The 26,013-nt window shown below is 67.2% G+C and carries 21 protein-coding genes and 2 pseudogenes; 19 read left to right on the top strand and 4 right to left on the bottom strand.

All coding sequences use genetic code 11. The annotated features are described in order from the left end of the window. Positions 1 to 106 precede the first annotated feature (106 nt). From AQ610_RS10325 to lexA, 3 genes are all read right to left on the bottom strand, one after another. Positions 107 to 847: a DUF2939 domain-containing protein gene (locus tag AQ610_RS10325; protein ID WP_043282588.1), complete on the bottom strand. Its 741-nt coding sequence runs from the start codon at positions 845 to 847 to the stop codon at positions 107 to 109. Positions 848 to 884: 37 nt separating this feature from the next. After that, positions 885 to 1,211, bottom strand: coding sequence for a hypothetical protein (locus tag AQ610_RS10320; protein WP_006026620.1), 327 nt, complete (start codon positions 1,209 to 1,211; stop codon positions 885 to 887). Positions 1,212 to 1,275: 64 nt separating this feature from the next. Then, positions 1,276 to 1,923 (bottom strand): transcriptional repressor LexA, encoded by a 648-nt coding sequence (gene lexA, locus AQ610_RS10315; protein ID WP_009912524.1) that lies wholly within the window; start codon positions 1,921 to 1,923, stop codon positions 1,276 to 1,278. Between the two features lie 3 nt (positions 1,924 to 1,926). On the opposite strand from lexA, the gene AQ610_RS38100 reads away from it, so the two are divergent. The 12 genes from AQ610_RS38100 (at position 1,927) to AQ610_RS10260 (ending at position 15,530) form a co-directional block, all read left to right on the top strand. Next, the gene (locus AQ610_RS38100) at positions 1,927 to 2,100 is read left to right on the top strand and encodes a hypothetical protein (protein WP_009912523.1); all 174 of its coding nucleotides are present in this window, start codon (positions 1,927 to 1,929) and stop codon (positions 2,098 to 2,100) included. Between the two features lie 103 nt (positions 2,101 to 2,203). Then, complete coding sequence (locus AQ610_RS10310) at positions 2,204 to 3,241, top strand: sulfate ABC transporter substrate-binding protein (protein ID WP_006026622.1); 1,038 nt, start codon at positions 2,204 to 2,206, stop codon at positions 3,239 to 3,241. A 130-nt stretch (positions 3,242 to 3,371) separates the two neighbouring features. Beyond that, a complete protein-coding gene (gene cysT / locus AQ610_RS10305; RefSeq protein WP_006026623.1) occupies positions 3,372 to 4,265 on the top strand; it encodes a sulfate ABC transporter permease subunit CysT in 894 nt (297 codons plus the stop codon). Then, positions 4,262 to 5,260 carry a sulfate ABC transporter permease subunit CysW gene (gene cysW / locus AQ610_RS10300; protein ID WP_006026624.1) on the top strand — a complete coding sequence of 333 codons (999 nt, stop codon included), beginning with the start codon at positions 4,262 to 4,264 and terminating at the stop codon, positions 5,258 to 5,260. The genes cysT and cysW overlap by 4 nt, the downstream gene beginning before the upstream one ends. A gap of 13 nt (positions 5,261 to 5,273) precedes the next feature. After that, complete coding sequence (locus AQ610_RS10295; RefSeq protein WP_006026625.1) at positions 5,274 to 6,329, top strand: sulfate/molybdate ABC transporter ATP-binding protein; 1,056 nt, start codon at positions 5,274 to 5,276, stop codon at positions 6,327 to 6,329. A 71-nt stretch (positions 6,330 to 6,400) separates the two neighbouring features. Beyond that, on the top strand, positions 6,401 to 7,330 hold the full coding sequence (locus AQ610_RS10290) for a CysB family HTH-type transcriptional regulator (RefSeq protein ID WP_006026626.1): 930 nt from the start codon (positions 6,401 to 6,403) through the stop codon (positions 7,328 to 7,330). A gap of 319 nt (positions 7,331 to 7,649) precedes the next feature. Next, the gene (locus AQ610_RS10285; protein ID WP_009912513.1) at positions 7,650 to 8,612 is read left to right on the top strand and encodes a sugar ABC transporter substrate-binding protein; all 963 of its coding nucleotides are present in this window, start codon (positions 7,650 to 7,652) and stop codon (positions 8,610 to 8,612) included. 141 nt (positions 8,613 to 8,753) lie between these two features. Next, positions 8,754 to 10,343: a sugar ABC transporter ATP-binding protein gene (locus tag AQ610_RS10280; protein ID WP_043282589.1), complete on the top strand. Its 1,590-nt coding sequence runs from the start codon at positions 8,754 to 8,756 to the stop codon at positions 10,341 to 10,343. An 85-nt stretch (positions 10,344 to 10,428) separates the two neighbouring features. Next, the gene (locus AQ610_RS10275) at positions 10,429 to 11,442 is read left to right on the top strand and encodes an ABC transporter permease (RefSeq protein ID WP_006026629.1); all 1,014 of its coding nucleotides are present in this window, start codon (positions 10,429 to 10,431) and stop codon (positions 11,440 to 11,442) included. Between the two features lie 29 nt (positions 11,443 to 11,471). Then, the gene (locus AQ610_RS10270) at positions 11,472 to 12,503 is read left to right on the top strand and encodes a LacI family DNA-binding transcriptional regulator (protein ID WP_009912507.1); all 1,032 of its coding nucleotides are present in this window, start codon (positions 11,472 to 11,474) and stop codon (positions 12,501 to 12,503) included. Beyond that, positions 12,500 to 13,474 (top strand): ribokinase, encoded by a 975-nt coding sequence (rbsK, locus tag AQ610_RS10265; RefSeq protein ID WP_006026631.1) that lies wholly within the window; start codon positions 12,500 to 12,502, stop codon positions 13,472 to 13,474. The genes AQ610_RS10270 and rbsK overlap by 4 nt, the downstream gene beginning before the upstream one ends. Before the next feature lie 205 nt (positions 13,475 to 13,679). Beyond that, a complete protein-coding gene (locus AQ610_RS10260; protein WP_006026632.1) occupies positions 13,680 to 15,530 on the top strand; it encodes a methyl-accepting chemotaxis protein in 1,851 nt (616 codons plus the stop codon). Positions 15,531 to 15,560: 30 nt separating this feature from the next. On the opposite strand, the gene AQ610_RS35950 is transcribed toward AQ610_RS10260, so the two are convergent. Next, positions 15,561 to 15,869, bottom strand: a complete 309-nt coding sequence (locus tag AQ610_RS35950) for a hypothetical protein (protein WP_156436721.1) — start codon at positions 15,867 to 15,869, stop codon at positions 15,561 to 15,563. A 337-nt stretch (positions 15,870 to 16,206) separates the two neighbouring features. Between AQ610_RS35950 and AQ610_RS10250 the strand changes: the two genes are divergently transcribed. The 7 genes and pseudogenes from AQ610_RS10250 to AQ610_RS35945 form a co-directional block, all read left to right on the top strand. Continuing rightward, positions 16,207 to 18,129: a PrkA family serine protein kinase gene (locus tag AQ610_RS10250; protein ID WP_006026634.1), complete on the top strand. Its 1,923-nt coding sequence runs from the start codon at positions 16,207 to 16,209 to the stop codon at positions 18,127 to 18,129. A 123-nt stretch (positions 18,130 to 18,252) separates the two neighbouring features. Further along, entirely contained in the window at positions 18,253 to 19,518 is a 1,266-nt protein-coding gene (locus AQ610_RS10245) for a YeaH/YhbH family protein (RefSeq protein WP_006026635.1), read from the top strand. Beyond that, positions 19,518 to 21,206, top strand: a complete 1,689-nt coding sequence (locus AQ610_RS10240) for a SpoVR family protein (RefSeq protein WP_009912496.1) — start codon at positions 19,518 to 19,520, stop codon at positions 21,204 to 21,206. Before AQ610_RS10245 ends, AQ610_RS10240 begins: the two co-directional genes overlap by 1 nt. 347 nt (positions 21,207 to 21,553) lie before the next feature. After that, positions 21,554 to 22,858: an MFS family transporter gene (locus AQ610_RS10235; RefSeq protein WP_006026638.1), complete on the top strand. Its 1,305-nt coding sequence runs from the start codon at positions 21,554 to 21,556 to the stop codon at positions 22,856 to 22,858. Positions 22,859 to 23,168: 310 nt separating this feature from the next. Next, a pseudogene (locus AQ610_RS10230) lies at positions 23,169 to 23,438 on the top strand (ABC transporter substrate-binding protein); the annotation flags it as partial. Positions 23,439 to 24,090: 652 nt separating this feature from the next. Further along, the gene (gene ltrA / locus AQ610_RS10225) at positions 24,091 to 25,497 is read left to right on the top strand and encodes a group II intron reverse transcriptase/maturase (RefSeq protein ID WP_082262312.1); all 1,407 of its coding nucleotides are present in this window, start codon (positions 24,091 to 24,093) and stop codon (positions 25,495 to 25,497) included. Positions 25,498 to 25,647: 150 nt separating this feature from the next. Next, positions 25,648 to 25,953: pseudogene (locus AQ610_RS35945) on the top strand (transposase family protein); the annotation flags it as partial. Positions 25,954 to 26,013: the final 60 nt, after the last annotated feature.

Below are 26,013 nucleotides of genomic sequence, written 5' to 3'. Positions count from 1 at the left end.
CGTGGCCGTTTGCTTCGCGCGGCGGTTTGTAGCGGTTTGCTTTGATGCGCGGCGCAAGTCGCCGTCAGATCGCGCGCGGCCGACACGCTCGCGCCCCGAGTCGGATTCAATCGTCGTGTAAATCGACTGCCGACAATTTCCAGCCCAAGACCCCGCTGCGACGAAAGACCGCAGCATAACGCGCGCTGCCGTCGTCGCGGCGATACGTGACGACGAATTCGTCGAAGCTTCGATAGCCGGCGCTTGTTTGCGGCGATGGGCCGGACGGCGAGCCCGACGCGGCGGCCGGCATATCGGGCGCGGGCGCCGATGCGGTTTGCGCCGCCGCGCCGCTTGCCGCAGGAGACGGGCTGCGCGCCGCGTCGGCGTTGCCTGCGCTGCCCGGCGGCGCGCCTGCGCCGGCTGAGGCCGTCACGGCCTGGCTGGCCGCTTGATCGCCGGGCCGATTCAACTCGGGCGGCCGTTGTCCGGGCCGCGCGCGCGGCGGCAGGCCGCTCATCAGCGCGGCGACGCCTTCAGGCGTCGCATAGGCGTCGACCAGCGGGCCAACGAGCGCCGAGCCGATCATCGCGCCGATGATCGCGAGCGGGTTGTCGCGCTTTTGCGCGTCGATGCGCCGCATCAATTCATCGGTCAGTTGCTGCTTCAGGCTGATCCGCAGCGCGGGGAAATCGACATAGGCGCTGATCGCCTGCGCGTCGCGCGCGTCGATTGCCTGCCTCATCTGCCTGAGCGCGAGATAAGGCGACGCGTACGCATACACCACCGCGGCAGCGGCGACGATCAGCGCCACGACGACCGACGCCGGCTTCAGGAAACGCCCTCGCAGGCGTGCAGTGGAATTCAAGCGGTCTCCCCCGACGAAACGAACGGGCCCTGGTCCGTTACAGACCTTGCTGCGTCAGCGAACGTTCCTCGGCGATGCATCGATCGATCATTCGGCAGATCGCGTCGACCGTGCCGACCATGATGAATCGCGACGGCCCGTGATAGACGCGAACCGGCGCACGCCGCGCGGGCTCCGCATGATGGAGCGAGCCGTTCAGCGACACACGTGCGAACGCCGGGAGCGCGGACGGCAGCAGCGACGGCTGGGCGTTCGCATTGTCGCGCGAATGAGCGGCGACGAGCGGCGCGCACGGCGTGCGACCGCGCAGATGGCGCAGACGGCCGAATTGGCGGAAGGGCAGCAGGCGGGCGAGGCGTTCCATGAGGTTCTCCAGATCCAGTCGAATGGCGGATAGACGGGCGGGGCCGCGGCTGGCCGAAAGGCGGTCAGAACTCGCCCGGGCGGATCAGCCCGACGGCGATGCCTTCGAGCGCGAATTCCGCGCTGCCGGCCTTCACGAAGATGTTCTCGTAGTCGGGGTTCTCGGCGATCAGCTCGATGCCGCCCGGCCGGCGCTTCAGGCGCTTGACCGTGACGTCGTCGCCGAGCCGCGCGACGATGATCTGGCCGTCCTTCGCCTCGGTGCGCTTCTGCACGGCGAGCAGATCGCCGTCGAGGATGCCGGCGTCGCGCATCGACAGGCCGCGCACCTTCAGCAGGTAATCCGGCTTGCTCGAGAAGAGCGCGGGATCGCAAGCGTAGTGCTGCGAGATGTGTTCCTGCGCGAGGATCGGGCTGCCCGCCGCGACACGGCCGACGAGCGGCAGCGACAACTGCATCAGCGCCGCGTGCGGCAGCGTTAGCTGATGCGGCGCATCGTCGATGCCGAGCAGGCGGATGCCGCGCGACGCGCCCGCCGCCAGTTCGATCACGCCCTTGCGCGCGAGCGCCCGCAAGTGCTCCTCGGCCGCGTTCGGCGAGCTGAAGCCCAGCTCGGCGGCGATTTCCGCGCGCGTCGGAGGAAAGCCCGAGCGCTCGATCGCGCGACGAATCAAGTCGAACACTTGCTGCTGGCGGGCGGTGAGTTTGATCATGGCATGACTGTATGGATAGACAGTGAGCTGTATTTTTATACAGTATCGCGGGAAATTCAAGCGTTACTTGAAGTTCGGCGCTATCGCGGCGATTCCGCCGCGATCCGGCTGCGTCGAAGCGGCGCTTCGGACGCGATAGTCGTCGATTGGGCGCCCCTTACCACTTTTGAGTATTAAAAAATGAGGAACGATTATTTTTAATGATGAAACCTGTTCGTTAGACTGGCCCGGCATCGCAAACAAACCGCAACGAACGACCCACGCATTTGGAGAACAACGGATGGTCAAGCGCAACACGGGGCTGGCAGGCGGCGCGCGCCGTCTCATCGCATCATTCGCGCTCGGCGCGGCGGCGGCGCTTGGCGCGCTCACGCCGGCGCTCGCGGAAACGACGTTCCTGAACGTCTCGTACGACCCGACGCGCGAGCTCTACCAGGACGTCAATCAGGCGTTCGGCAAGGCGTGGAAGGCGAAGACGGGCGAGACGGTGAACTTCAAGCAGTCGCACGGCGGCTCGGGCGCGCAGGCGCGCTCGGTGCTCGACGGCCTGCAGGCCGACGTGGTCACGCTCGCGCTCGCGTATGACATCGACGCGCTCGCGAACAAGGGCCTCATCGACAAGGACTGGCAGAAGCGCCTGCCGGACAACGCGTCGCCATACACGTCGACGATCGTGTTTCTCGTGCGCAAGGGCAATCCGAAGGGGATCAAGGACTGGGACGACCTCGTGAAGCCGGGCGTGTCGATCGTCACGCCGAACCCGAAGACCTCGGGCGGCGCGCGCTGGAACTACCTCGCCGCGTGGGCGTACGCGCAGCACAAGCCGGGCGGCAGCGCGCAGACGGCGAAGGATTTCGTCACGAAGCTGTACAAGAATGCGGGCGTGCTCGATTCGGGCGCGCGCGGCGCGACGACGAGCTTCGTGCAGCGCGGCATCGGCGACGTGCTGATCGCGTGGGAGAACGAGGCGTTCCTGTCGATCAAGGAATTCGGCGCCGACAAGTTCGAGATCGTCGTGCCGTCCGCGAGCATTCTCGCGGAGCCGCCCGTGGCGGTCGTCGACAAGGTCGTCGACAAGAAGGGCACGCGCAAGCTCGCCGACGCGTACCTGAATTTCCTGTACAGCAAGGAAGGGCAGGAGATTGCCGCGCGCAACTACTACCGGCCGCGCTCGAAGGACGTGCCGGCGGCGCTCACGAAGCAGTTCCCGAAGCTGAAGCTGTACACGGTCGACGACACGTTCGGCGGCTGGACCCACGCGCAGAAGACGCATTTCGCCGACGGCGGCGTGTTCGATTCGATCTACAAGCCGCAATGAGCGAGGGCGGGCGGCGCGCCGCACGGGCGCGCCGTTTCGCGACAACACGATATCGGGCCGGCGGACGCGCGTTGCAGCGCGTCCGCCGAGCCGTTGGACCCATGTGCATCACCCTGGAAGAGCATTCCGCATGACGACGTTCACCTTCCGCAAGCCGAGCGCGCTGCCCGGATTCGGCGTGACGCTCGGCATCACGCTGGCCTACCTGAGCCTCGTGGTGCTGATTCCGCTCGCCGCCACCTTTCTGAAGACGGCCACGCTCACGTGGGACCAGTTCGTCGCCGCGACGACGTCGCCGCGCGTGCTCGCGTCGTACCGGCTGACGTTCGCGGCCGCGCTGGGCGGCGCGCTCGTCAACGCGGTGTTCGGCTTTCTCGTCGCGTGGGTGCTGGTGCGCTACACGTTTCCGCTCAAGCGGCTCGTCGACGCGATCGTCGATTTGCCGTTCGCGCTGCCGACGTCGGTCGCGGGCATCTCGCTCGCGGCCGTCTACGCGCAGAACGGCTGGATCGGCGGCCACCTCGCGCCGCTCGGCGTCAAGATCGCGTTCACGCCGCTCGGCGTGCTCGTCGCGCTGACGTTCATCGGCCTGCCGTTCGTCGTGCGCACCGTGCAGCCCGTGCTCGAGGACTTCGAGCGCGAGCAGGAGGAGGCGGCCGCGTGCCTCGGCGCGCCGCGCTGGCTCACGTTCCGCCGCGTCGTGCTGCCCGCCGTGACGCCCGCGCTGCTGACGGGCTTCGCGCTCGCGTTCGCGCGCGCGCTCGGCGAATACGGCTCGGTGATCTTCATCGCCGGCAACGTGCCGATGAAGTCGGAAATCACGTCGCTCCTCATCATCACGAAGCTCGAGCAGTACGACTACGCAGGCGCGACCGCGCTCGCCGTCGTGATGCTCGTCGTGTCGTTCGTGATGCTGCTCCTCATCAACACGCTGCAGTGGTATCTGCAGCGCCGCACGAGCCGCGGCGCGAGCGGCCCGGCGCCGGCGGCGCACGCGGCGACGGCACTCGGAGGCGCGCAATGAGCCACGATACCGTTCGATCCCGCGCGGCCGCCGCGCGCGCCGATGCCGGCCGCGACGCAAGCCTCGACTCCCGCCGCGCCGCCGGCGCGCCAGCGCGAGCGCGCCGCCTCGATCCCGTCAGCGAGCCGCGCGCGGTGCGCTGGCTGCTCACGGGCGCGGCGCTCGCGTTCCTCGCGCTCTTTCTCGTCGTGCCGCTCGCCGCAGTGTTCTTCGAGGCGCTGCGCAAGGGCGTCGATTTCTATCTCGAATCGCTCGCCGATCCGGATGCGTGGTCGGCGATCACGCTCACGCTGACCGTCGCCGCGATCGCCGTGCCGCTCAATCTCGTGTTCGGCGTGTGCGCGTCGTGGGCGATCGCGAAGTTCGAGTTCAAGGGCCGCGCGCTGCTGACGACGCTCATCGACCTGCCGTTCTCGGTGTCGCCCGTGATCTCGGGCCTCGTCTACGTGCTGCTGTTCGGCGCGCAGGGCTGGCTCGGCCCGTGGCTGCAGGCGCACGACGTGCAGATCATCTTCGCCGTGCCGGGCATCGTGCTCGCGACGATCTTCGTCACGTTCCCGTTCGTCGCGCGCGAGCTGATTCCGCTGATGCAGGCGCAGGGCTCCGACGAGGAAGAGGCCGCGCGCGTGCTCGGCGCGTCCGGCTGGCAGATATTCAGGCGCGTTACGCTGCCGAACGTGAAGTGGGGCCTGCTGTACGGCGTGATTCTCTGCAACGCGCGCGCGATGGGCGAGTTCGGCGCGGTGTCGGTCGTGTCCGGCCACATCCGCGGCCAGACAGACACGATGCCGCTGCACGTCGAGATTCTCTACAACGAGTACAACTTCGCGGCCGCGTTCGCGGTGGCGTCGGTGCTCGCGCTGCTCGCGCTCGTCACGCTCGCGCTCAAGCTCTTCGCCGAGCGGCGGCTGTCCGCCGAACTCGGGGACGGCCGCGACGGCGCGCCCGCCGCCGCCGCGCACCCGGGCGCCGCCGTCACTTCGTCGATTTCGTAAAGAGGCAAACCAGATGGGCATCACCGTTCGTAATCTGCACAAGCGGTTCGGCGACTTCACCGCGCTCGACGACGTCACGCTCGATTTCCCCGCGGGCGAGCTCGTCGCGCTCCTCGGCCCCTCCGGCTGCGGCAAGACGACGCTGTTGCGCGTGATCGCGGGCCTCGAGCACGCGGATTCGGGGCAGGTCGTGCTGCAGGGGCTCGACGTCGCGTCGGTCGGCGCGCGCGAGCGGCAGGTCGGCTTCGTGTTCCAGCATTACGCGCTCTTCCGGCACATGACGGTGTTCGAGAACGTCGCGTTCGGGCTGCGCGTGAAGCCGCGCCGCGAGCGGCCGAGCGAAGCCGCGATCCGCGCGAAGGTGCATGAGCTGCTGTCGCTCGTGCAGCTCGACTGGCTCGCGCAGCGCTATCCGTCCGAGCTGTCGGGCGGCCAGCGGCAGCGGATCGCGCTCGCGCGCGCGCTCGCCGTCGAGCCGAAAGTGCTGCTGCTCGACGAGCCGTTCGGCGCGCTCGACGCGAAGGTGCGCAAGGAGCTGCGCGGCTGGCTGCGCCGGCTGCACGACGATCTGCACATCTCGACGATCTTCGTCACGCACGATCAGGAGGAGGCGCTCGAGGTGGCCGACCGGATCGTCGTGCTCAATCACGGCCGCATCGAGCAGGTCGGCAGCCCGCAGGACGTCTACGATCATCCGCGAAGCGCGTTCGTCTACGAGTTCCTCGGCGCGGCGAACCGGCTCGACGGCACCGTGAGCGGCCAGGGCTTCGTCGCGCACGGCGCGGCGCAGGCGATCGCCGTCGATGCCGATTTCGCGGGCCCGGCGCGCGCGTACGTGCGCCCGCACGATCTCGAGCTCGTCGCGCCGCTCGCGCGCGCGGACGGCATCGCGGCCGACGTGCGGCGCGTCGTGCCGCTCGGCGGCTCGGTGCGCGTCGAACTCGCCGCGCGCACGGGCGGCGTGCTCGAGGCGGAGCTCGATCGCAACGCGTGGCGCGCGCTCGCGCTCGACGTCGGCGACGCGCTGACCGTCGTGCCGCGCGCGGTACGCGTGTTTCCGGTGCGCTGACGGCGGGCCGGCGAGCGCTTCGCGCATGCGGATTTCACAGACCAACAAGGACATCGCCCGAGAGGCTACCCATGAATTTCCAACAGTTGCGCTTCGTGCGCGAAGCGGTGCGGCAGAACATGAACCTGACGGAGGTCGCGAACGTGCTGTACACGTCGCAGTCGGGCGTGTCGAAGCAGATCAAGGATCTGGAGGACGAGCTCGGCGTGGACATCTTCATCCGCCGCGGCAAGCGCCTGACGGGGCTGACCGAGCCCGGCAAGGCGGTCCATCAACTGATCGAGCGGATGCTGCTCGACGCGGAGAACCTGCGCCGCGTCGCGCGCCAGTTCGCGGATCAGGACAGCGGCCACCTCGTCGTCGCGACGACGCATACGCAGGCGCGCTACGCGCTGCCGAAGGTGGTCCGCCAGTTCACGGAGGTCTATCCGAAGGTGCATCTCGCGCTGCGCCAGGGCAGCCCACAGCAGATCGCGCAGATGATCCTGAACGGCGAGGCGGATCTCGGCATCTCGACCGAGGCGCTCGACCGCTATCCGGACATCGCCACGTTCCCGTGCTATTCGTGGCATCACGTCGTCGTCGTGCCGAAGGGGCATCCGCTCGTCGGCCGCGAGAACGTGTCGCTCGACGACATCGCCGAGTATCCGATCATCACGTACGACCAGGACTTCACCGGCCGCTCGCACATCGACCAGGCGTTCGCGAATGCGGGCGCGGTGCCGGACGTCGTGCTGACGGCGATCGACGCGGACGTGATCAAGACCTACGTCGAGCTCGGGATGGGGATCGGCGTCGTCGCCGCGATGGCGTATGACGCGCAGCGGGACACGGGGCTCGTCGCGCTCGACACGCAGCACCTGTTCGAAGCGAGCACGACGCGCGTCGGCCTGCGGCGCGGCGCGTTCCTGCGCGCGTACGCGTACCGGTTGATCGAGATGTTCGCGCCGCATCTGTCCGAAAGCGAGATCGCCGGGCAATTGCGGGAAGCGGCGGCCTGAGCGCCGGGCGCGGGCGGCGGCGGGGCCGCGCCGACTGTCGTTTTCCTGTCCGGGTCGGCTCCGCACAAACCCTTAAATGCCCGAATCGGCGTTGCGTAATGCGAAGAAAAGGCTGACGATAGGCGCTCCCGATATCAAGAAAAAGGACCGGGATGCGCAGTTTGCGCGGCCGACCGTACGCAGGCAGTCTCTTCCGACGTATTCCCTTCGTGGCGCAGATGCTTGAAACGCCTTGTCGGTTTGGTCTGAGCAAACGTTTGCTCGTCGTGAAAACGACACTCGATCCGTCCGGGACCACAACCACTGCCAGGAGAGTCGCATGGATGTCAGCCTCCGCCGCCGCGTGCTAGCCGCCGCGGCCGTTTGCGTCGCCGTCGCCGCTGCCGGACCGTTCTCGGTCGCGCGCGCCGAGACCGCGCACAAACCGAAGGTCGCCCTCGTGATGAAGTCGCTCGCCAACGAGTTCTTCCTCACGATGGAGAACGGCGCGAAGGAATACCAGAAACACAACGCGAGCCAGTTCGATCTCGTCACGAACGGCATCAAGGACGAAACGGACACCGCGAGCCAGATCCGCATCGTCGAGCAGATGATCGTGTCGAAGGTCGACGCGATCGTGCTCGCGCCCGCCGATTCGAAGGCGCTCGTGCCCGTCGTCAAGAAGGCCGTCGACGCGGGCATCGTCGTCGTCAACATCGACAACCGGCTCGATCCGGACGTGCTCAAGTCGAAGAGCCTGAACGTGCCGTTCGTCGGCCCGGACAACCGCAAGGGCGCGCGGATGGTCGGCGACCACCTTGCGAAGCGGCTGAAGGCGGGCGACCAGGTCGGCATCGTCGAGGGCGTGCCGACGACCACCAACGCACAGCAGCGCACCGCAGGCTTCCAGGACGCGATGAAGGCGGCGGGCGCGAAGGTCGTGTCGGTGCAGTCGGGCGAATGGGAGATCGACAAGGGCAATGCGGTCGCGTCCGCGATGCTCAACGAATACCCGAACCTGAAGGCGCTCCTCTGCGGCAACGACAACATGGCGATCGGCGCCGTGTCCGCGGTGCGCGCGGCGGGCCGCCAGGGCAAGGTGTACGTCGTCGGCTACGACAACATCAACGCGATCAAGCCGATGCTCAAGGACGGCCGCGTGCTCGCGACCGCCGACCAGTACGCGGCGAAGCAGGCCGTGTTCGGCATCGACACGGCGCTCAAGGCGCTCGCCGAGCATCGTAAGCAGGCCGACATGACGGGGGTCGTCGCGACGCCCGTCGATCTCGTGACGAAGCCGTAATCCGGCGCGGCGGCGCGCGCCGCGCCGCTCAAGAACGCCGCGAGGCGGCCGATATCAGGTCAGAGCGTGACCGCGGCCGCTTCGCGTCCACGTCCGCGCGGCTCGCGCGGATCGCGACGACCGTTTTTCACCAGGATCGCGATGGATTCGACCGACCCAGATTCGACGCCTGATACGCCGCCTACGTCGACTATGCCGACGCTCGTCGTGACCGGCATCGGCAAGACCTACGCCGAGCCCGTGCTCGCCGACGTGTCGCTCACGCTCCATCCGGGCGAGGCGCTCGCGCTGACGGGCGAGAACGGCGCGGGCAAGAGCACGCTGTCGAAGATCGTCGCCGGGCTCGTCGAGCCGACGACGGGCGCGATGCGGCTCGCGGGCGCCGCGTACGCGCCGCAAAGCCGCGCGCATGCGGAGGCGCTCGGCGTGCGGATGGTGATGCAGGAGCTCAACCTCGTGCCGACGCTCACCGTCGCCGAGAACCTGTTTCTCGACCGCCTGCCGCACCGGTTAGGCGTGATCGACCGCCGGCGGCTCGCGGCCGACGCGCGCACGGCGATGGCGCGCGTCGGGCTCGATTCGCTCGATCCCGACACGCCCGTCGGCGCGCTCGGGATCGGTCATCAGCAGATGGTCGAGATCGCGCGGAGCCTCGCGGGCGACTGCCGCGTGCTGATCCTCGACGAGCCGACCGCGATGCTGACCGCGCGCGAAGTCGAGCTGCTGTTCGACCAGATCGCGCGGCTGAAGGCCGACGGCGTCGCGCTCGTCTACATCTCGCACCGGCTCGAGGAGCTCGCGCGCGTCGCGCAGCGGGTGGCGGTGCTGCGCGACGGCCGGCTCGTGCATGTCGACCGGATCGACGCGCAGCCGGTCGAGCGGCTCGTCGCGCTGATGGCCGGGCGCGAGATCGCCGAGCAGGCGGTGCACGGCGCGCGAGCACCGGGCGCGCCGCGCCTGAGGATCGAGCGGCTGTCGCGCGGCGACGCGGTGCGCGATGTGTCGTTCGACGTGCGCGCGGGCGAGATCTTCGGCATTTCCGGGCTGATCGGCGCGGGGCGCACCGAGCTGCTGCGGCTCATCTACGGCGCGGACGCGGCGGATGGCGGCGCCGTGTCGGTCGGCGACCCGCCTCGGCCCGCGGCGATCCGCTCGCCCGCCGACGCGGTGCGCCACGGCATTGCGCTCGTCAGCGAGGACCGCAAGGGCGAGGGGCTGCTGCTGCCGCAGTCGATCGCGGCGAACCTGTCGCTCGGGCAGCTTGCGCGCGTCGCGCGCGGCGGCGTCGTCGACGGCGAGCGGGAAAGCGCGCTCGCCGCGCGGCGGATCGATACGCTGCGCATCCGCGCGCGCGGCCCCGCGCAGCCGGTGGCGGAGCTGTCGGGCGGCAATCAGCAGAAGGTCGCGATCGGCCGCTGGCTCGGCCGCGACATGGGCGTGCTGCTGTTCGACGAGCCGACGCGCGGGATCGACGTCGGCGCGAAGTTCGACATCTACGCGCTCCTCGACGCGCTCGCGCGCGAGGGCCGAGCGATCGTCGTCGTGTCGAGCGACCTGCGCGAGCTGATGCTGATCTGCGACCGGATCGGCGTAATGTCGGCGGGGCGGATGCACGCCGTGTTCGAGCGCGGCGCGTGGACGCAGGACGCGCTCCTCGCCGCCGCGTTCGCCGGCTACGCGCGCCGCGACGCGGCATTGCAGCCGCCCGGCGACGCGCGAAGCGCCGCGTAGCGGCCGCGCCCGACGCGGCTCCGAAGCCGCCGCGCGGCCCACTCCCTCATCCATAATCGAGACAGCAACACCCAGGATTTTCACGATGAACGACCGATCCATCGACCGACACGCCGATAGCCCGTCCGGGCAGGCGGCGGCCGTCACGGCGAAGCCGGCCGGCGTGCGGCTCGGCCTGTCGAACTATGTCGGGCTCGCGCTCGCGCTTCTCGCGCTGATCGCGCTCTTCTCGATGCTCAGCTCGCATTTCCTCACGTACGACACGTTCAGCACGATCGCGAATCAGATTCCCGATCTCGTCGTGCTGTCGGTCGGCATGACCTTCGTCCTCATCATCGCGGGAATCGACCTGTCGGTCGGCTCCGTGCTCGCGCTCGCGGCGTCGGTCGTGAGCGTCGCCGCGCTGCGCTGGCAGTGGCCGCCGCTGCCCGCCGCGCTCGCCGGCGTCGCGGCCGCCGCCGCGACGGGCACGCTCACGGGCGCGGTGACGGTCGGCTGGCGGATTCCGTCGTTCATCGTGTCGCTCGGCGTGCTCGAGGCGGCGCGCGGCGTCGCGTATCAATTGACGAATTCGCGCACCGCTTACATCGGCGACGCATTCGATTTCCTGTCGAACCCGATCGCGCTCGGCATCTCGCCCGCGTTCCTGATCGCGGTGGCGGTGATGGCCGTCGCCCAGTTCGTGCTCGCGCGCACGGTGTTCGGCCGCTATCTCGTCGGCATCGGCACGAACGAGGAAGCGGTGCGACTGGCCGGGGTTAACCCGAGGCCGTATAAAATCATCGTTTTCGCGCTGATGGGCGCGCTCGCGGGGCTCGCCGCGCTGTTCCAGATCTCCCGGCTCGAAGCCGCCGATCCGAACGCGGGCGCGGGCCTCGAGCTGCAGGTGATCGCGGCCGTCGTGATCGGCGGCACGAGCCTGATGGGCGGTCGCGGCTCGGTCGTCAGCACGTTCTTCGGCGTGTTGATCATCTCGGTGCTCGCGGCAGGGCTCGCGCAGATCGGCGCGAACGAACCGACCAAGCGCATCATCACCGGCGCCGTGATCGTCGTGGCCGTCGTGCTCGACACGTATCGCAGCCGGCGCGCGCGGGGATAGCAAAGAACAACGAACCAGAGAGAATCGGAATGGCGACGATCAAGGATGTGGCGGCCATCGCCGGCGTATCGTTCACGACGGTATCGCACGTGGTCAACAACTCGCGGCCCGTGTCGGCCGACGTGCGGGCCAAGGTCGAGCGGGCGATCCGCGAGCTCAACTACGTGCCGTCGGCCGTCGCGCGCTCGCTGAAGGCGCGCTCGACGGCCACCATCGGCCTCGTGGTGCCGAACAGCACGAACCCGTACTTCGCCGAGCTCGCGCGCGGCATCGAAGACCAGTGCGCGCTGTCCGGCTATTGCGTGTTCCTGTGCAACTCGGACGACGATCCCGAGAAGCAGCGCAACTACCTGCGCGTGCTGCAGGAAAAGCGCATCGACGGGCTCATCATCGCGTCGGCGGGCGACGACGCGGTGCTCGCGCAGTCGCTTGCCGACACGCGCGAGCCGCTCGTCGTCGTCGACCGGAACATCGAGGGGCTCGCGGCCGATCTCGTGCAGATCGACCACGAGCGCGGCGCGTATCTCGCCACGCGCCACCTGCTCGAGCTCGGCCACGCGAAGATCGGCTGCATCACGGGCGCCGTGTCGACCGCGGTGAGCGCGATGCGCGTGCACGGCTTCATCCGCGCGATGGCCGAGCGCGGGATCGACATCGTGCCGGGCGCGATCGCCGAAAGCGACTTTTCGTGCATCGGCGGCTATCACGCGGCCGTGCGCCTCTTCGACACCGTGCGCCCGAGCGCGATCTTCGCAGGCAACGACCTGATGGGGCTCGGCGCGCTGCGCGCGGCCGCCGAGCGCGGCATTCGCGTGCCGTCGGACTGCTCGATCATCGGCTTCGACGACATCGAGCTGTCGCGCTACACGTATCCGGCGCTGTCGACGGTCGGCCAGTCGGTGCGCGCGCTGGGCGAGATGGCCGCGCAGACGCTGATCGAGCGGATCGGCTGCGGCGCGTCGGGCGCGCCGCAGCGCCGGCGCGTCGTATCGCCGCGCCTCGTGCTGCGCGAATCGACGACCGTCTACGTGGAGCCGGCCGACGCCGGATATCGAGGATGACGGCCGCCGTCGAACGCGCCGCCGGGCGGGCCGCGCCCGCGCGCGCCGGCAGGGTGATGGTGATCGGCAGCCTCAACATGGACCTCGTCGTGCGCGCGCCGCGGCTGCCGCAGCCGGGCGAGACGCTCGCCGGCCGCTCGTTCGCGCAGGCGGCGGGCGGCAAGGGCGGCAACCAGGCGGTCGCGGCCGCGCGGCTCGGCGCGCAGGTCGCGATGCTCGGCCGGGTCGGCGCGGACGCGCACGGCGCCGCGCTGCGCGCGGGGCTCGTCGCCGAGGGGATCGACTGCGACGCGCTGTCGGTCAGCACGACGGCGACGACGGGCGTCGCGCTCATCGTCGTCGACGATGCGAGCCAGAACGCGATCGTGATCGTTGCCGGCAGCAACGGCGAGGTGACGCCCGAATCGATCGCCGAGCACGGCGCGGCGCTCGCCGCGGCCGACGTGCTGATCTGCCAGCTCGAGACGCCCGACGCCGCGGTCCGCGCGGCGCTCGCCGCCGGCCGCCGGCTCGGCAAGACGGTCGTGCTGAATCCGGCGCCCGCCGTCGGGCCGCTGCCCGCCGACTGGCTGCCGCTCGTCGACTATCTGATCCCGAACGAGATCGAGGCCGCCGCGCTGACCGGGCTGCCGGTGCGCGACCCGGCGGGCGCCGAGGCCGCCGCGCGCGCGCTCGCGGCGGCGGGCGCGCGCAACGTGATCGTCACGCTGGGCGGCCAGGGCGTGCTCGCGCTGACGGCGGACGGCGCCGCGCGCCATTACCCGGCGCCGCGCGTCGCGCCCGTCGACACGACGGCCGCGGGCGACACGTTCATCGGCGGCTTCGCCGCACGGCTCGCGGCGGGCGACGCGCCGCACGACGCAATCCGGTTCGCGCAGCGCGCGGCTGCGCTGTCGGTCACGCGCGCGGGCGCGCAGCCGTCGATTCCGACGCTCGCCGAGCTCGACGCGTTCGCGCCGGACCCGTCCTGACGCGCGCCACGCCGCACCGGGCTTCGTCAGGAAAAAGAAAGAAAAATGTCGAACCCGGTGGCCGTGGCGAACGAGATTTTCTTCACACGGACGCCCGCCCGGATCAAGTCTTCCTGTCGAAAGCCGTAAACCAGGCGTAGCCGAGCAAGCGTTTCGCCATTGCGGGCCGCCGCCTTCGTCTTTGCGACGCATCACAGGAAGAACCATGCTGCTGAAGAACATCTCGATCAGGACGCGTCTCGCCGTCACGATGGCGCTCCTTTCCGTCCTGCTGTGCGTCGTCGGCGCACTGGGCCTCATCGGCATGAGCCAGGCCAACGACGCGAACGAGCAAACCTCGTCGAACCAGTTGCCGAGCGCGATCGACGTCGCGAGCGCCGAGCTGTTCGCCGCGCGCGAGCGCCTCGTGCTCGACCGCGCGGCGCTCCTCGCGGGCACGCCGGACGCCGCGCCGACGATCGAGCGCGCGCGCAACATGCGCGGCGTCTCCGATTCATGGTGGAAAAAGTACCTCGACTTGCCGCGCAACGGGGAGGAGGACCGCTTCGCGCAGGACGTCGCGTCGAAACGGCAGATCCTGCAGCGCGAGCTCGACGGGTTCGTCGAGCTCATCAACGCGAACGATCACGACAGGATCATCGTGTCCGCGAAGCGGATGCAGAGCGTGTTCAACGATTTCTCGCTCGCGAGCGAGGCGCTGCGCACGTTTCAGCTCAAGCAGGCGGGCCTCAATTTCAGCGCTGCGCAGAGCGTATATGCGGCGAGCCGGATCGCCAGCATCGTCGCGCTCGTGCTCGGCCTCGCGATCTCGCTCTATTGCTTCCTGAGCCTGCGCGCGGCGATCGCACGGCCGCTCGCCGACGCGCTCGGCCACTTCGACGCGATCGCCGCGGGCGAACTGCGCCGCCCGATCGTCGTCGCGCGGCGCGACGAGATGGGGCTGCTGCTCGAAGGGCTCGCGAAGATGCAGGCGAGCCTCGCCAACACCGTGCGCTCGGTGCGCGTCGGCAGCGAGTCGATCGCGACGGCGGCGAGGCAGATCGCGGCGGGCAACGTCGATCTGTCCTCGCGCACCGAGCAGCAGGCGGCGGCGCTCGAAGAGACGGCGTCGAGCATGGAGGAGCTGACGGGCACGGTGCGGCGCAACGCGGACAACGCGCGGCAGGCGAGCGCGCTTGCCGCGAGCGCGTCGGAGATCGCGAACAAGGGCAATGCGGTCGTCGGCCAGGTCGTCGGCACGATGGGCGACATCAACCAGAGCTCCGCGAAGATCGCCGACATCATCACGATCATCGAGGGGATCGCGTTCCAGACCAACATTCTCGCGCTGAACGCAGCCGTCGAGGCGGCGCGCGCGGGCGAGGAGGGGCGCGGCTTCGCGGTCGTCGCGGGCGAGGTGCGCAGCCTCGCGCAGCGCTCGTCGACGGCCGCCAAGGAGATCAAGGAGCTGATCGATACGTCGGTCGAGCGCGTGCGCGCGGGCTCGACGCTCGTCGACGACGCAGGCCGCACGATGAGCGAGGTGATCGGCGCGGTGCAACGCGTGACCGACATCATGGGCGAGATCGCGGCGGCGTCGGACGAGCAGAGCACCGGCATCGACCAGGTGTCGCGCGCCGTGTCGCAGATGGACGAAGTCACGCAGCAGAACGCGGCGCTCGTCGAGGAGGCCGCGGCGGCCGCGCAATCGCTCGACGAGCAGGCCGCGCGGCTGCGCGCGACCGTCTCGGTGTTCCGCGTCGATGACGGCGATGCGCGCGATGATGCGCCGCATGCGCCGGCGCGGGCAGCGGCCGGCGTCGCGCACGTCGCGCACAGGGCGGCGGTGAGCGCGGCTGCGCCGGCGCGTGCCGCCGCGTCTTCCGGCGCGCCGGCCGTGGCGGCGGCGCACGCGGCGCTCAAGCCCGCGCCGTCCGCACCGTCCGCTTCGGCCGCGAAGGCTGCGCCCGAGCCCACGGCCGCGGCGGCGGCCAAGCCGAAACCCGCGCCTGCGCCGCGCGCCGCGCCGGTTGCCGCGGCGTCCGCCGTGAGCGACGGCGATTGGGAGACCTTCTGACATGAACGGGAAAACGTATCGGACACCGATCTATCCCCAATTTGATTGAACGACGACGCCCGCCACCAGCGGGCGTTTTCGCATCGCGACCGGCCGCTCGCGGATTCGTCGCGCGAAACGCAGCAGGCGTTGCGCGATGCGCGAGGAGGTCGGCATCGTTATCTCGATATTCGGCGCCGAGAAGCGTCGCGATGTCCGCCGATTCGCGATGTCGCCTACGCGCACGTCGCCTACGCGCACGTCGCCTACGCGCGTCCACCGCGCGCAATCGTCCGCATCGACGTCACGGGCATCACGCTGTTGCGCGCACCGCAAAAAAATTTGTAACGGCGCGTTCACGCTGTCGTCGCAATCGGCGTGTCGTGCGTGTATGGAAAGAAGCGGTGGAAAGAAGCGGGGAGGGGTTCGGCGAGCGCCGGAACGTCAACGGACGAGACGATTCGCTGCCTGAATGGAGAGCGCCGATGCAGTGTTGGTGCGAAGCGGGAGAACCATTCTAGGGCAGCGGAAAGTGCTTTCCAAGCAGCGTTTTCCGCAATGTTGAAAACCGCTGCGAGGCCGTTGAAGTAGTTCGTGAAAAAAAAAGTAAATGGGTTTAGGATGAAATCGAACGGTCCTGCTTCGACACGATCTATACGAAGGCAAGATCGTCTTCAGACTCAGGCGAGGAGGTAGCATGGATATTTATAGCAGCTTCGCGAACCGCTTCGAAAAAACGCGAGAGGAAGAGTTCTCGCTGGAGGAGTATCTCGCGCTCTGCAAGAACGATCCATCGGCGTACGCCGCTGCCGGCGAACGCATGCTGGCGGCCATCGGGGAGCCGGAACAGATCGACACGCGCAACGATCCGCGCTTGTCGCGGATTTTCGCGAACAAGGTCATCAAGGTGTACCCTGCGTTCCGCGAATTCTATGGCATGGAAGAGGTGATCGAGCAGGTGGTCGCCTATTTCCGCCACGCGGCGCAGGGGCTCGAGGAGAAGAAGCAGATTCTCTACCTGCTCGGTCCGGTGGGCGGCGGCAAGTCGTCGATCGCCGAGCGCCTGAAGCAACTGATGGAGCGCGTGCCGTTCTACGCGCTCAAGGGCTCGCCCGTCAACGAATCGCCGCTCGGCCTGTTCGACTACGACGAAGACGGCCCGATCCTCGAAGAGCAATACGGCATTCCGCGCCGCTACCTGAAGAGCATCCTGAGTCCGTGGGCGGTCAAGCGCCTGCACGAATACAACGGCGACATCCGGCGCTTTCGCGTCGTGCGTCGCTATCCGTCCATCCTGCGGCAGGTCGGCATCGCGAAGACCGAGCCCGGCGACGAGAACAATCAGGACATCTCGTCGCTCGTCGGCAAGGTCGACATCCGCAAGCTCGAGCAATACGCGCAGGACGACGCCGACGCATACAGCTACTCGGGCGGCTTGTGCCTCGCGAACCAGGGCCTGCTCGAGTTCGTCGAAATGTTCAAGGCGCCGATCAAGGTGCTGCACCCGCTCCTCACCGCGACTCAGGAAGGCAACTTCAAGGGCACGGAAGGCTTCGGCGCGATCCCGTTCGACGGCATCATCCTCGCGCACTCGAACGAGTCCGAATGGAAGGCGTTCCGCAACAACCGCAACAACGAGGCGCTGCTCGACCGGATCTTCGTGGTCAAGGTGCCATACTGCCTGCGCGTGTCGGAGGAGATCAAGATCTACGAGAAGCTGATCCGCAACTCGTCGCTCGCCGAGGCCGTGTGCGCGCCCGGCACGCTGAAGATGATGGCGCAGCTCTCGGTGCTCACGCGCCTGCACGAGCCGGAGAACTCGAGCCTCTTTTCGAAGATGCAGGTGTATGACGGCGAGAATCTGAAGGACACCGATCCGAAGGCGAAGTCGTACCAGGAGTATCGCGATTACGCGGGCGTCGACGAAGGGATGACGGGCGTGTCCACGCGCTTCGCGTTCAAGATCCTGTCGCGCGTGTTCAACTTCGATTCGACGGAAGTCGCGGCGAACCCGGTGCACCTGATGTACGTGCTCGAGCAGCAGATCGAGCGCGAGCAGTTCCCGCCGGAAACCGAGCAGAAATATCTGTCGTTCGTGAAGGACCTGCTCGCGTCGCGCTACGCGGAGTTCATCGGCAAGGAGATCCAGACGGCGTACCTCGAATCGTATTCGGAATACGGCCAGAACATCTTCGACCGCTATGTTACGTACGCGGACTTCTGGATCCAGGATCAGGAATTCCGCGATCACGACACGGGCGAGAGCTTCGACCGCGCGGCGCTCAACGCGGAGCTCGAGAAGATCGAGAAGCCGGCGGGCATCAGCAATCCGAAGGATTTCCGCAACGAGATCGTGAATTTCGTGCTGCGCGCGCGGGCGGCGAACGGCGGCAAGAACCCGGCGTGGGTCAGCTACGAGAAGCTGCGCGTCGTGATCGAAAAGAAGATGTTCTCGAACACGGAGGAATTGTTGCCGGTCATTTCGTTCAACGCGAAGGGCTCGGCGGAGGAACAGCGCAAGCACGAAGACTTTGTGAACCGGATGGTCGCGAAGGGCTATACGCCCAAGCAGGTGCGGCTCCTGTGCGACTGGTATCTGCGCGTGCGCAAGTCGTCATGACGCGCGCAACGCGACGCCCGCGCGGCCGCGCGCGGGCACCTTGAGAGACGCCGCCCGCATTGCGGCAGCCCCGCGTGCGCGGCGTGCGTCCCGGCGTATCGACATTCGAGCGGGAGACCGGGCGTGCTTCATCAAATCATCGACCGCAGACTGGCCGGCAAGAACAAGAGCATTGCAAACCGCGAGCGCTTCCTGCGCCGCGTCAAGAACTACATTCGTCGTGCAGTGTCCGACGCGGTGCGCGATCGCAGCATCAAGGACATCCAGGGCACGCAGAGCATCACGATTCCCCGCAAGGACATCGCGGAGCCGACGTTCCGGCACGGGCCGGGCGGCAAGCGCGAGCTCGTGCATCCGGGCAACGCCGATTACGTGCGCGGCGACAAGATCCCGCGTCCGCCCGGCGGCGCCGGAGGCGGCGGCAGCCAGGCGAGCAACGAAGGCGAAGGTCAGGACGACTTCGTGTTCGAGTTGTCCCGCGAGGAATTCATGCAGTACTTCTTCGACGATCTCGAACTGCCGCGCCTCGTCAAGACCCACCTGCTGACCGTGCCGAGCTGGAAGAGCGTTCGCGCGGGCTGGGCGGCGGAGGGCACGCCGAACAACATCGACGTCGTGCGCTCGCTGAGAAGCGCGCTCGGCCGCCGCATCGCGCTCGGCTCGCCGCTCGTCAACGAGCTGCACGAGCTCGAGGAGAAACTCGCCGCGCTGAAGGAAGAGCCGGGCGATCACCGTGTCGAGATCGCGCAGCTCGAGGATGCGATCCATCATCTGAAGGGCCGCATCTGGCGCATCCCGTTCATCGATCCGTTCGACCTGCGCTACGTGAATCGCGTGAAGATGCCGCAGCCGTCGAGCCAGGCGGTGATGTTCTGCCTGATGGACGTGTCGGGCTCGATGGACGAGCAGCGCAAGGATCTCGCGAAGCGCTTCTTCATCCTGCTGTACCTGTTCCTGAAGCGCAACTACGAGCGGATCGAAGTCGTGTTCATCCGTCATCACACGCGCGCGGAGGAAGTCGACGAGGACACGTTCTTCCATTCGACCGAAAGCGGCGGCACGGTCGTATCGAGCGCGCTCGAGCTGATGCGCAAGGTGATGGAGGAGCGCTATTCGCCGACCGAATGGAACATCTACGGCGCGCAGGCGTCGGACGGCGACAACTGGACCGACGATTCGCCGAAGTGCCGCAAGATCCTCGACGAGGACATCCTGACGAAGGTGCGCTACTTCGCGTACATCCAGGTGACGCCCGAGGAGCAGAACCTGTGGCTCGAATACGCGCAACTGGCGTTGTCACAGCCGCATCTCGCGATGAAGAAAGTGGAATCGGCGGCCGACATTTATCCCGTGTTCCGGGAGCTCTTTGAAAAGCACGTGGAAACCTGATGACGACACGCCACTTGCACAACGAAGCGCGCGGCTACGAGCCGCGGCGCAAGAGCGACGAAGCGTCGGGACGCGCCGCGCGCGAGCGCGGCGCATCGCCCGAAGCGGCGGCGCAGCACCCAGAGGCAGAGGCGCCCGCGAGCGGGCTCAAGGAAGCGCGTATGAACGTTGCCGACCGCAAACCGTTGCCGTGCCCGTCCGACTGGACCTTCGAGCTGATCGAGGAGTACGACACCCACATCTCGCAGGTCGCGGAGCAGTACGAGCTCGACATCTACCCGATCCAGCTCGAGCTGATCAGCGCCGAGCAGATGATGGACGCGTATGCGTCGGTCGGGATGCCCGTCAACTACCGTCACTGGTCGTTCGGCAAGCACTTCCTCTCGACCGAGAAGAGCTACCGCCGCGGGCAGATGGGGCTCGCGTACGAGATCGTCATCAATTCGAACCCGTGCATCGCGTATCTGATGGAAGAGAACACGATGACGATGCAGGCGCTCGTCATCGCGCACGCGGCATACGGGCACAACTCGTTCTTCAAGGGCAACTACCTGTTCCGCCTGTGGACCGACGCGCACGCGATCATCGATTATCTCGTCTACGCGAAGAACTACGTCGCCGAATGCGAGGAGCGCTACGGGCTCGACCGCGTCGAGGAACTGCTCGACTCGTGCCACGCGCTGATGAATTACGGCGTGGACCGCTACAAGCGGCCGCAGAAGCCGTCGCTTGCGAAGGAATCCGAGCTCAGGCGCGAGCGCGAGGCGTATCTGCAGTCGCAGGTCAACGAGCTGTGGCGCACGCTGCCCGCGAAGAAGCCCGAGTTCGCCGACGAGGAGCAGGAAGGCCGCTTTCCGTCCGAGCCGCAGGAAAACCTGCTGTACTTCGCGGAGAAGAACGCGCCGTTCCTCGAGCCGTGGGAGCGCGAGGTGATCCGGATCGTGCGCAAGATCGGCCAGTACTTCTATCCGCAGCGGCAGACGCAGGTGATGAACGAAGGCTGGGCGACGTTCTGGCATTACACGCTGCTCAACACGATGTACAACCAGGGCAAGCTCGCGGACGGCTTCATGATGGAGTTCCTCCATTCGCACAGCAACGTGATCTACCAGCCGCCCGTGACGAAGCCGTACTACAGCGGAATCAATCCGTACGCGCTCGGCTTTTCGATGATGAGCGACATTCGCCGGATCTGCGAGGCGCCGACCGACGAGGACTACGCGTGGTTCCCCGAGCTCGCGGGCAGCCCGTGGCTGCCCGCGCTCCACTATGCGATGCGCAACTTCAAGGACGAGAGCTTCATCGCGCAGTATCTGTCGCCGCATCTGATCCGCGAGATGCGTCTGTTCTCGGTGCTCGACGACGACATGCGCGACGCGCTCGAAGTGTCGGCGATCCACGACGAATCCGGCTACCAGTACGTGCGGCAGGCGCTGTCGCGGCAGTACGACATCCATCACCGCGAGCCGAACATCCAGGTGTGGTCGGTCAATACGCGCGGCGACCGCAGCCTCACGCTGCGTCACTTCATGACCGACAACCGCCATCTGTCGAACGACAGCGACGAGGTGCTCAAGCACATGGCGCGGCTCTGGCAGTTCGACGTGTTCCTCGAGAGCGTCGACGAGACGGGGACGGTCCGCAAGCGCTACGAGTGCCGCTACTCGGCGCCCGAAATACGGCTCTGACGGCGGCGGGGCGAGTCGCAGCGATCGCGGCAGTCGCCCTGGTGCCGAAGTCGACGGCGCCCATGCCGATGCGCTCGGCGTCGCGAGCGTCGTCCGTGGTCCGCCGCCGCTTGCGCGGCGCGCCGCCTTGCACGAAACGCGAGCCCTCGGGCTCGCGTTTTCATTGGATGACCGGTCGAGCGGAAATTATTTTTCGACATCGGGGCGTTCCCGGGCATCCAGAGACATTACATTTCGCTAAAATCGCCGCCACGCCAAGGTGGAACCGGTATCACCGCGCGTGTTGAACAAGAAGGCGGCAACTGTCACCGCCAGCCATCCAGAGAACTTCAAGGAACAGACCATCCATGAATGACCAGACCGCCTTCGCCGCCGTCGCGCGGCAAGACGTACGGCGCCGCGTGCTTGCGATCGTCGGCGCATCGTCGGGCAACCTCGTCGAGTGGTTCGACTTCTACATCTACTCGTTCTGCGCGCTGTACTTCGCGCCGGCATTCTTCCCGAGCGGCAACACGACGACGCAATTGCTCAACACGGCGGGCGTGTTCGCCGCCGGCTTCCTGATGCGGCCGATCGGCGGCTGGCTGTTCGGCCGCATCGCCGACAAGCACGGCCGCCGCACCGCGATGATGATCTCGGTGCTGATGATGTGCGGCGGCTCGCTCGTGATCGCGGTGCTGCCGACGTACGCGCAGATCGGCGCGCTCGCGCCGTTGCTGCTGCTCGTCGCGCGGCTGTTCCAGGGCCTGTCGGTGGGCGGCGAGTATGGCACGAGCGCGACGTACATGAGCGAGGTCGCGCTGGAGGGCCGTCGCGGCTTCTTCGCGTCGTTCCAGTACGTGACGTTGATCGGCGGCCAGCTCTGCGCGCTCCTCGTGCTCGTGATCCTGCAGCAGACGCTCTCGAGCGCGGAGCTGAAGGCATGGGGCTGGCGGATTCCGTTCGTCGTCGGCGCGGCGGCCGCGCTGGTCTCGCTGTATCTGCGCAAGTCGCTCGACGAGACGTCGACAAGCGAATCGCGCAAGGCGAAGGACGCCGGCACGATACGCGGCGTGTGGCAGCACAAGGGCGCGTTCCTGACAGTCGTCGGCTTCACGGCCGGCGGCTCGCTGATCTTCTACACGTTCACGACGTACATGCAGAAGTACCTCGTCAACACGGCCGGCATGCACGCGAAGACGGCGAGCAACGTGATGACGGCCGCGCTCTTCGTCTACATGCTGATGCAGCCGGTGTTCGGCGCGCTGTCGGACAAGATCGGCCGACGGATGTCGATGATCCTGTTCGGCACGGGCGCCGTGATCGGCACGGTGCCGCTGATGCATGCGCTCGGCGGCGCGACGAGCCCGTTCGCGGCGTTCGGCCTCATCGTCGTCGCGCTCGCGATCGTGAGCTTCTACACGTCGATCAGCGGCCTCATCAAGGCCGAGATGTTTCCGCCCGAGGTGCGCGCGATGGGCGTCGGCCTGTCGTATGCGGTCGCGAACGCGATCTTCGGCGGCTCGGCCGAATATGTCGCGCTGTGGTTCAAGTCGGTCGGCAGCGAATCGAGCTTCTACTGGTACGTGACCGCGCTGTGCGCGATCTCGCTCGTCGTGTCGTGGCGGATGCGCGATCCGAGCAAGGACGGCTACCTGCGCAACGAGCCCTGAGCGCGGCCTGGCCGCGCGGCGGGCGGCGTCCGGTTCGGCGCGCGCCGCGCGATGCCGGTCGGGCGCGGCGGGGCGCCCGCGCCGCATGATGCAGAACGGCGTTTCGCGTGATCCGCGAAGCGCCGTTTTTTCATGGCGCGCGCCGTTATCGCCGCGGCCGACAAGCGTAGCGGAATTGCTTCGTTGACCTGCGCGCGCGCACCCCTAGATTCGCTGTCTCGACGCAATTCATGGAGTCGTCATGACACGCGCATCGTCTTTCGGGCGACGCTCGCTCGCGGCCGCGCTGGCAGCCGCGCTCTCCGCCGCATCGTTCGTCGCCGCGCTGAGGCAGGCGGCGCGCTATGTGCAGGCGAACCCGGAAGGCGCGGTCGACACGTATCTGCGCGTGAACCGCTCGAAGGCCGATCGCGCGCTGCTGCTGAAGATCGTCAAGAATCCGCAGGTGCAGTTCAGGATCGCGCCGCAGAACACGTTTGCGCTCGCGACGTTCATGCATCGCGTCGGCGCGATCCGCCACGAGCCGAAGACCTGGCGCGATTATTTCTTCGACGACCCCGCGACTGCGCAGGGCAGTTGATGCGCGCGCCGTCCCGTTTCGCGAGGCGGGCTGCGTTCGGCACGGGAGTCGCCCCGACATCGACGCGGCATCGACGTGCCGTCAATGCGGCGCGCACGATATCGATATCGAAAATGCTTCGTTGTGCACAGCGGCGGCGAGTCTTAATCTGAATCCGTAGTTCGTGTGACACCTCCTTGACTGGGATTCTCGCCCGCTCTCGCAGCGGGCTTTTTTTTGGGTGCGCCCGGCAGGGCGCACTCACTGGGAGGTGAAAGTCCTCTACTCGCCCGGCAAGGGGAAGAGTTAGCCGAAGGCAAGGGTTTCCCGGGTGACTGGGAGTCTGAAGGAAGCTGGGAGGCAAAGCGCTGGCCTGACGAACAGGAAGCGGATATGAGGCGTAGCGACTGGGTAAGGTGTCCCAATTCACCGAAGCCCGAAACTTGCACCGACGTTGTTACGTAGATCCGACAGGCATAAGCGTGAAGGTGAGTGCGCAATACCCGGGGAGATCTGTTTCTGTGCTGGCGCGGTAAGGCCAGCTACCGAGGTCGAGAGGCGGCGGGACGCGGAAGCAGAAGTCAGCAGAAGGCATAGTAGGTCAAGGCGAAGGCGGAGAGCCGAAGAGGACCGGGACCGAAGGCCGGAACAGTGAATGCCGAGAGTAGGACGGATGATCTCGAAGCCTGTTATGGATGCAGAAGCGCTGGAGACAGTGGCCGAGCACGCGAGGGGTGGCCGGAAGCCACCGGGCTGCGTGCGGGGTGCGGAGACGGGCACGGCGACATCTGGGCAAACGAAATCGGAGGGCGACGCGCTGATGGAGCGCGTCGTGGAACGCGGCAACATGAGGCGAGCATACCGCCGGGTGCTGAGGAACCAGGGTTCAGCCGGGGTAGATGGGCTGAGCGTGGAAGGCCTTGGTGACTGGCTCAAGATGCACTGGCCGAGTGTGAAGCAGGCGCTGCTGGAAGGGCGGTACGTACCGCAGGCGGTACGCCGGGCGGACATACCGAAGCCGCAAGGCGGGGTGAGGACGCTGGGCGTGCCAAGCGTGGTGGACCGACTGATCCAGCAAGCGCTGCACCAAGTATTGCAACCGATCTTGGAGCCGACGTTCTCGGCGAGTAGTTACGGATTCCGACCGGGCAAGAGTGCGTTGGACGCGGTGCGTCAGGCGCAAGCCTATGTTCAGGGTGGTCGGCATTGGGTGGTCGATATCGATTTGGAGAAGTTCTTCGATCGAGTCAACCATGATGTGCTGATGGGCCGGGTTGCGAGGCATGTAAAAGACAAAGTGACGCTGAAGCTGATTCGCCGCTTCCTCGAAGCGGGGATGATGGCGCACGGCGTGACGCGTGCGAGGACGGAGGGCACGCCGCAAGGCGGCCCGCTGTCCCCGCTACTGTCGAATATATTGCTGAGTGATCTGGATCGGAGGCTGGAGAGCCGAGGGCTGGCGTTCTGCCGGTACGCTGACGACTGCAACATTTACGTTGGCAGCCAACAAGCAGGACAGCGCGTCATGGCGAGAATCAGGGCCTATCTCGAGAAGGTCTTGAAGCTGCGCGTGAACGAGGCCAAGAGTGCGGTGGCGCGGCCGAGCACGCGGAAGTTCCTGGGATACCGGGTGGCGGTGAGGTTGGGTCAAGCACAGATCCGGATTGCACCGGAAAGCATCAAGCGATTGATGACGCGGGTGCGGGATCTGACGTTGAAGGGAAGAAGCGGGTCCCTTGAGCAGACGATCCGGAAGCTCAACCCGGTCCTACGGGGGTGGGCAAATTACTTCCGGCTCAGCCAGCAGCACAAGCGGCTGGAGGGGCTGGACGGATGGTTGCGAAGGCGTTTGCGCTGCCTGATCTGGCGGCAGTGGAAGCGCCCCCGAACCCGAGAGCGCAACATGATCGCACTGGGCCTACGCCCGGAGCGGGCATGGAAATCGAGCGTGAACGGGCGAGGACCTTGGTGGAACGCCGGTTCTCACCATTTGAAGCAGGCGTTACCCAATGCCTACTTCGATGCACGGGGACTGGTCTCGATCCGTCGGACGGTGGATCGCCTCCAGAGCATTAACTGAACCGCCGTATGCGGAACCGCACGTACGGTGGTGTGAGAGGGCTGAGGGGGTAACCCCTCACCCTACTCGATTTCATCGCAGAAAACCGTGGAGCCTTGTAGGGCGATTGCGTAACCTGACGCGTGACTTTATGGAGGTCAGGAGGAAGAATTGCTCGATCGCAAGGCACTTCAGGCACTGGGTTGCTGGACAGGCTATCGGCTGGAGCGGGTGGAGTGGCCGCAGGGCGATAGCCGCACGCTGTCGCTGTACTTGAGGCCGGTCAGCAAGGTGATGTACTGCGAGCAATGCGCAGCGCGTTGCCAGCAGATTCATGAAACGACGGTGCGGCGGGTGCGCGATCTGCCGCTGTTCGAGTATCGGGTGGTACTGCATGTCCCCCGTCGCCGGGTCTGGTGCAAACGCTGCGGCAGGCCGAGGCAGGAGAAGCTTGACTGGCTGGGCCGCTACCAGCGAGCGGCGGTGCTCGCGCGCCTTCGCGGTATGCACCGCCTGCGCGACGCGCAGTGGCTGCGC

The sequence above is a fragment of the Burkholderia humptydooensis genome (assembly GCF_001513745.1).
In the GTDB taxonomy this organism is placed as follows: Bacteria; Pseudomonadota; Gammaproteobacteria; order Burkholderiales; family Burkholderiaceae; genus Burkholderia; species Burkholderia humptydooensis.
Note: the sequence above shows the minus strand (reverse complement) of the source record. Positions and strands in the feature narration are given on the sequence as shown.

Coding starts and splice junctions, on each gene's coding strand:
- AQ610_RS10320 (WP_006026620.1), bottom strand. CDS start 1,211: ATGGAACGCCTCGCCCGCCTGCTGCCCTTCCGCCAATTCGGCCGTCTG.
- lexA (WP_009912524.1), bottom strand. CDS start 1,923: ATGATCAAACTCACCGCCCGCCAGCAGCAAGTGTTCGACTTGATTCGT.
- AQ610_RS38100 (WP_009912523.1), top strand. CDS start 1,927: ATGACTGTATGGATAGACAGTGAGCTGTATTTTTATACAGTATCGCGG.
- AQ610_RS10310 (WP_006026622.1), top strand. CDS start 2,204: ATGGTCAAGCGCAACACGGGGCTGGCAGGCGGCGCGCGCCGTCTCATC.
- cysT (WP_006026623.1), top strand. CDS start 3,372: ATGACGACGTTCACCTTCCGCAAGCCGAGCGCGCTGCCCGGATTCGGC.
- cysW (WP_006026624.1), top strand. CDS start 4,262: ATGAGCCACGATACCGTTCGATCCCGCGCGGCCGCCGCGCGCGCCGAT.
- AQ610_RS10295 (WP_006026625.1), top strand. CDS start 5,274: ATGGGCATCACCGTTCGTAATCTGCACAAGCGGTTCGGCGACTTCACC.
- AQ610_RS10290 (WP_006026626.1), top strand. CDS start 6,401: ATGAATTTCCAACAGTTGCGCTTCGTGCGCGAAGCGGTGCGGCAGAAC.
- AQ610_RS10285 (WP_009912513.1), top strand. CDS start 7,650: ATGGATGTCAGCCTCCGCCGCCGCGTGCTAGCCGCCGCGGCCGTTTGC.
- AQ610_RS10280 (WP_043282589.1), top strand. CDS start 8,754: ATGGATTCGACCGACCCAGATTCGACGCCTGATACGCCGCCTACGTCG.
- AQ610_RS10275 (WP_006026629.1), top strand. CDS start 10,429: ATGAACGACCGATCCATCGACCGACACGCCGATAGCCCGTCCGGGCAG.
- AQ610_RS10270 (WP_009912507.1), top strand. CDS start 11,472: ATGGCGACGATCAAGGATGTGGCGGCCATCGCCGGCGTATCGTTCACG.
- rbsK (WP_006026631.1), top strand. CDS start 12,500: ATGACGGCCGCCGTCGAACGCGCCGCCGGGCGGGCCGCGCCCGCGCGC.
- AQ610_RS10260 (WP_006026632.1), top strand. CDS start 13,680: ATGCTGCTGAAGAACATCTCGATCAGGACGCGTCTCGCCGTCACGATG.
- AQ610_RS10250 (WP_006026634.1), top strand. CDS start 16,207: ATGGATATTTATAGCAGCTTCGCGAACCGCTTCGAAAAAACGCGAGAG.
- AQ610_RS10240 (WP_009912496.1), top strand. CDS start 19,518: ATGACGACACGCCACTTGCACAACGAAGCGCGCGGCTACGAGCCGCGG.
- AQ610_RS10235 (WP_006026638.1), top strand. CDS start 21,554: ATGAATGACCAGACCGCCTTCGCCGCCGTCGCGCGGCAAGACGTACGG.
- ltrA (WP_082262312.1), top strand. CDS start 24,091: ATGATCTCGAAGCCTGTTATGGATGCAGAAGCGCTGGAGACAGTGGCC.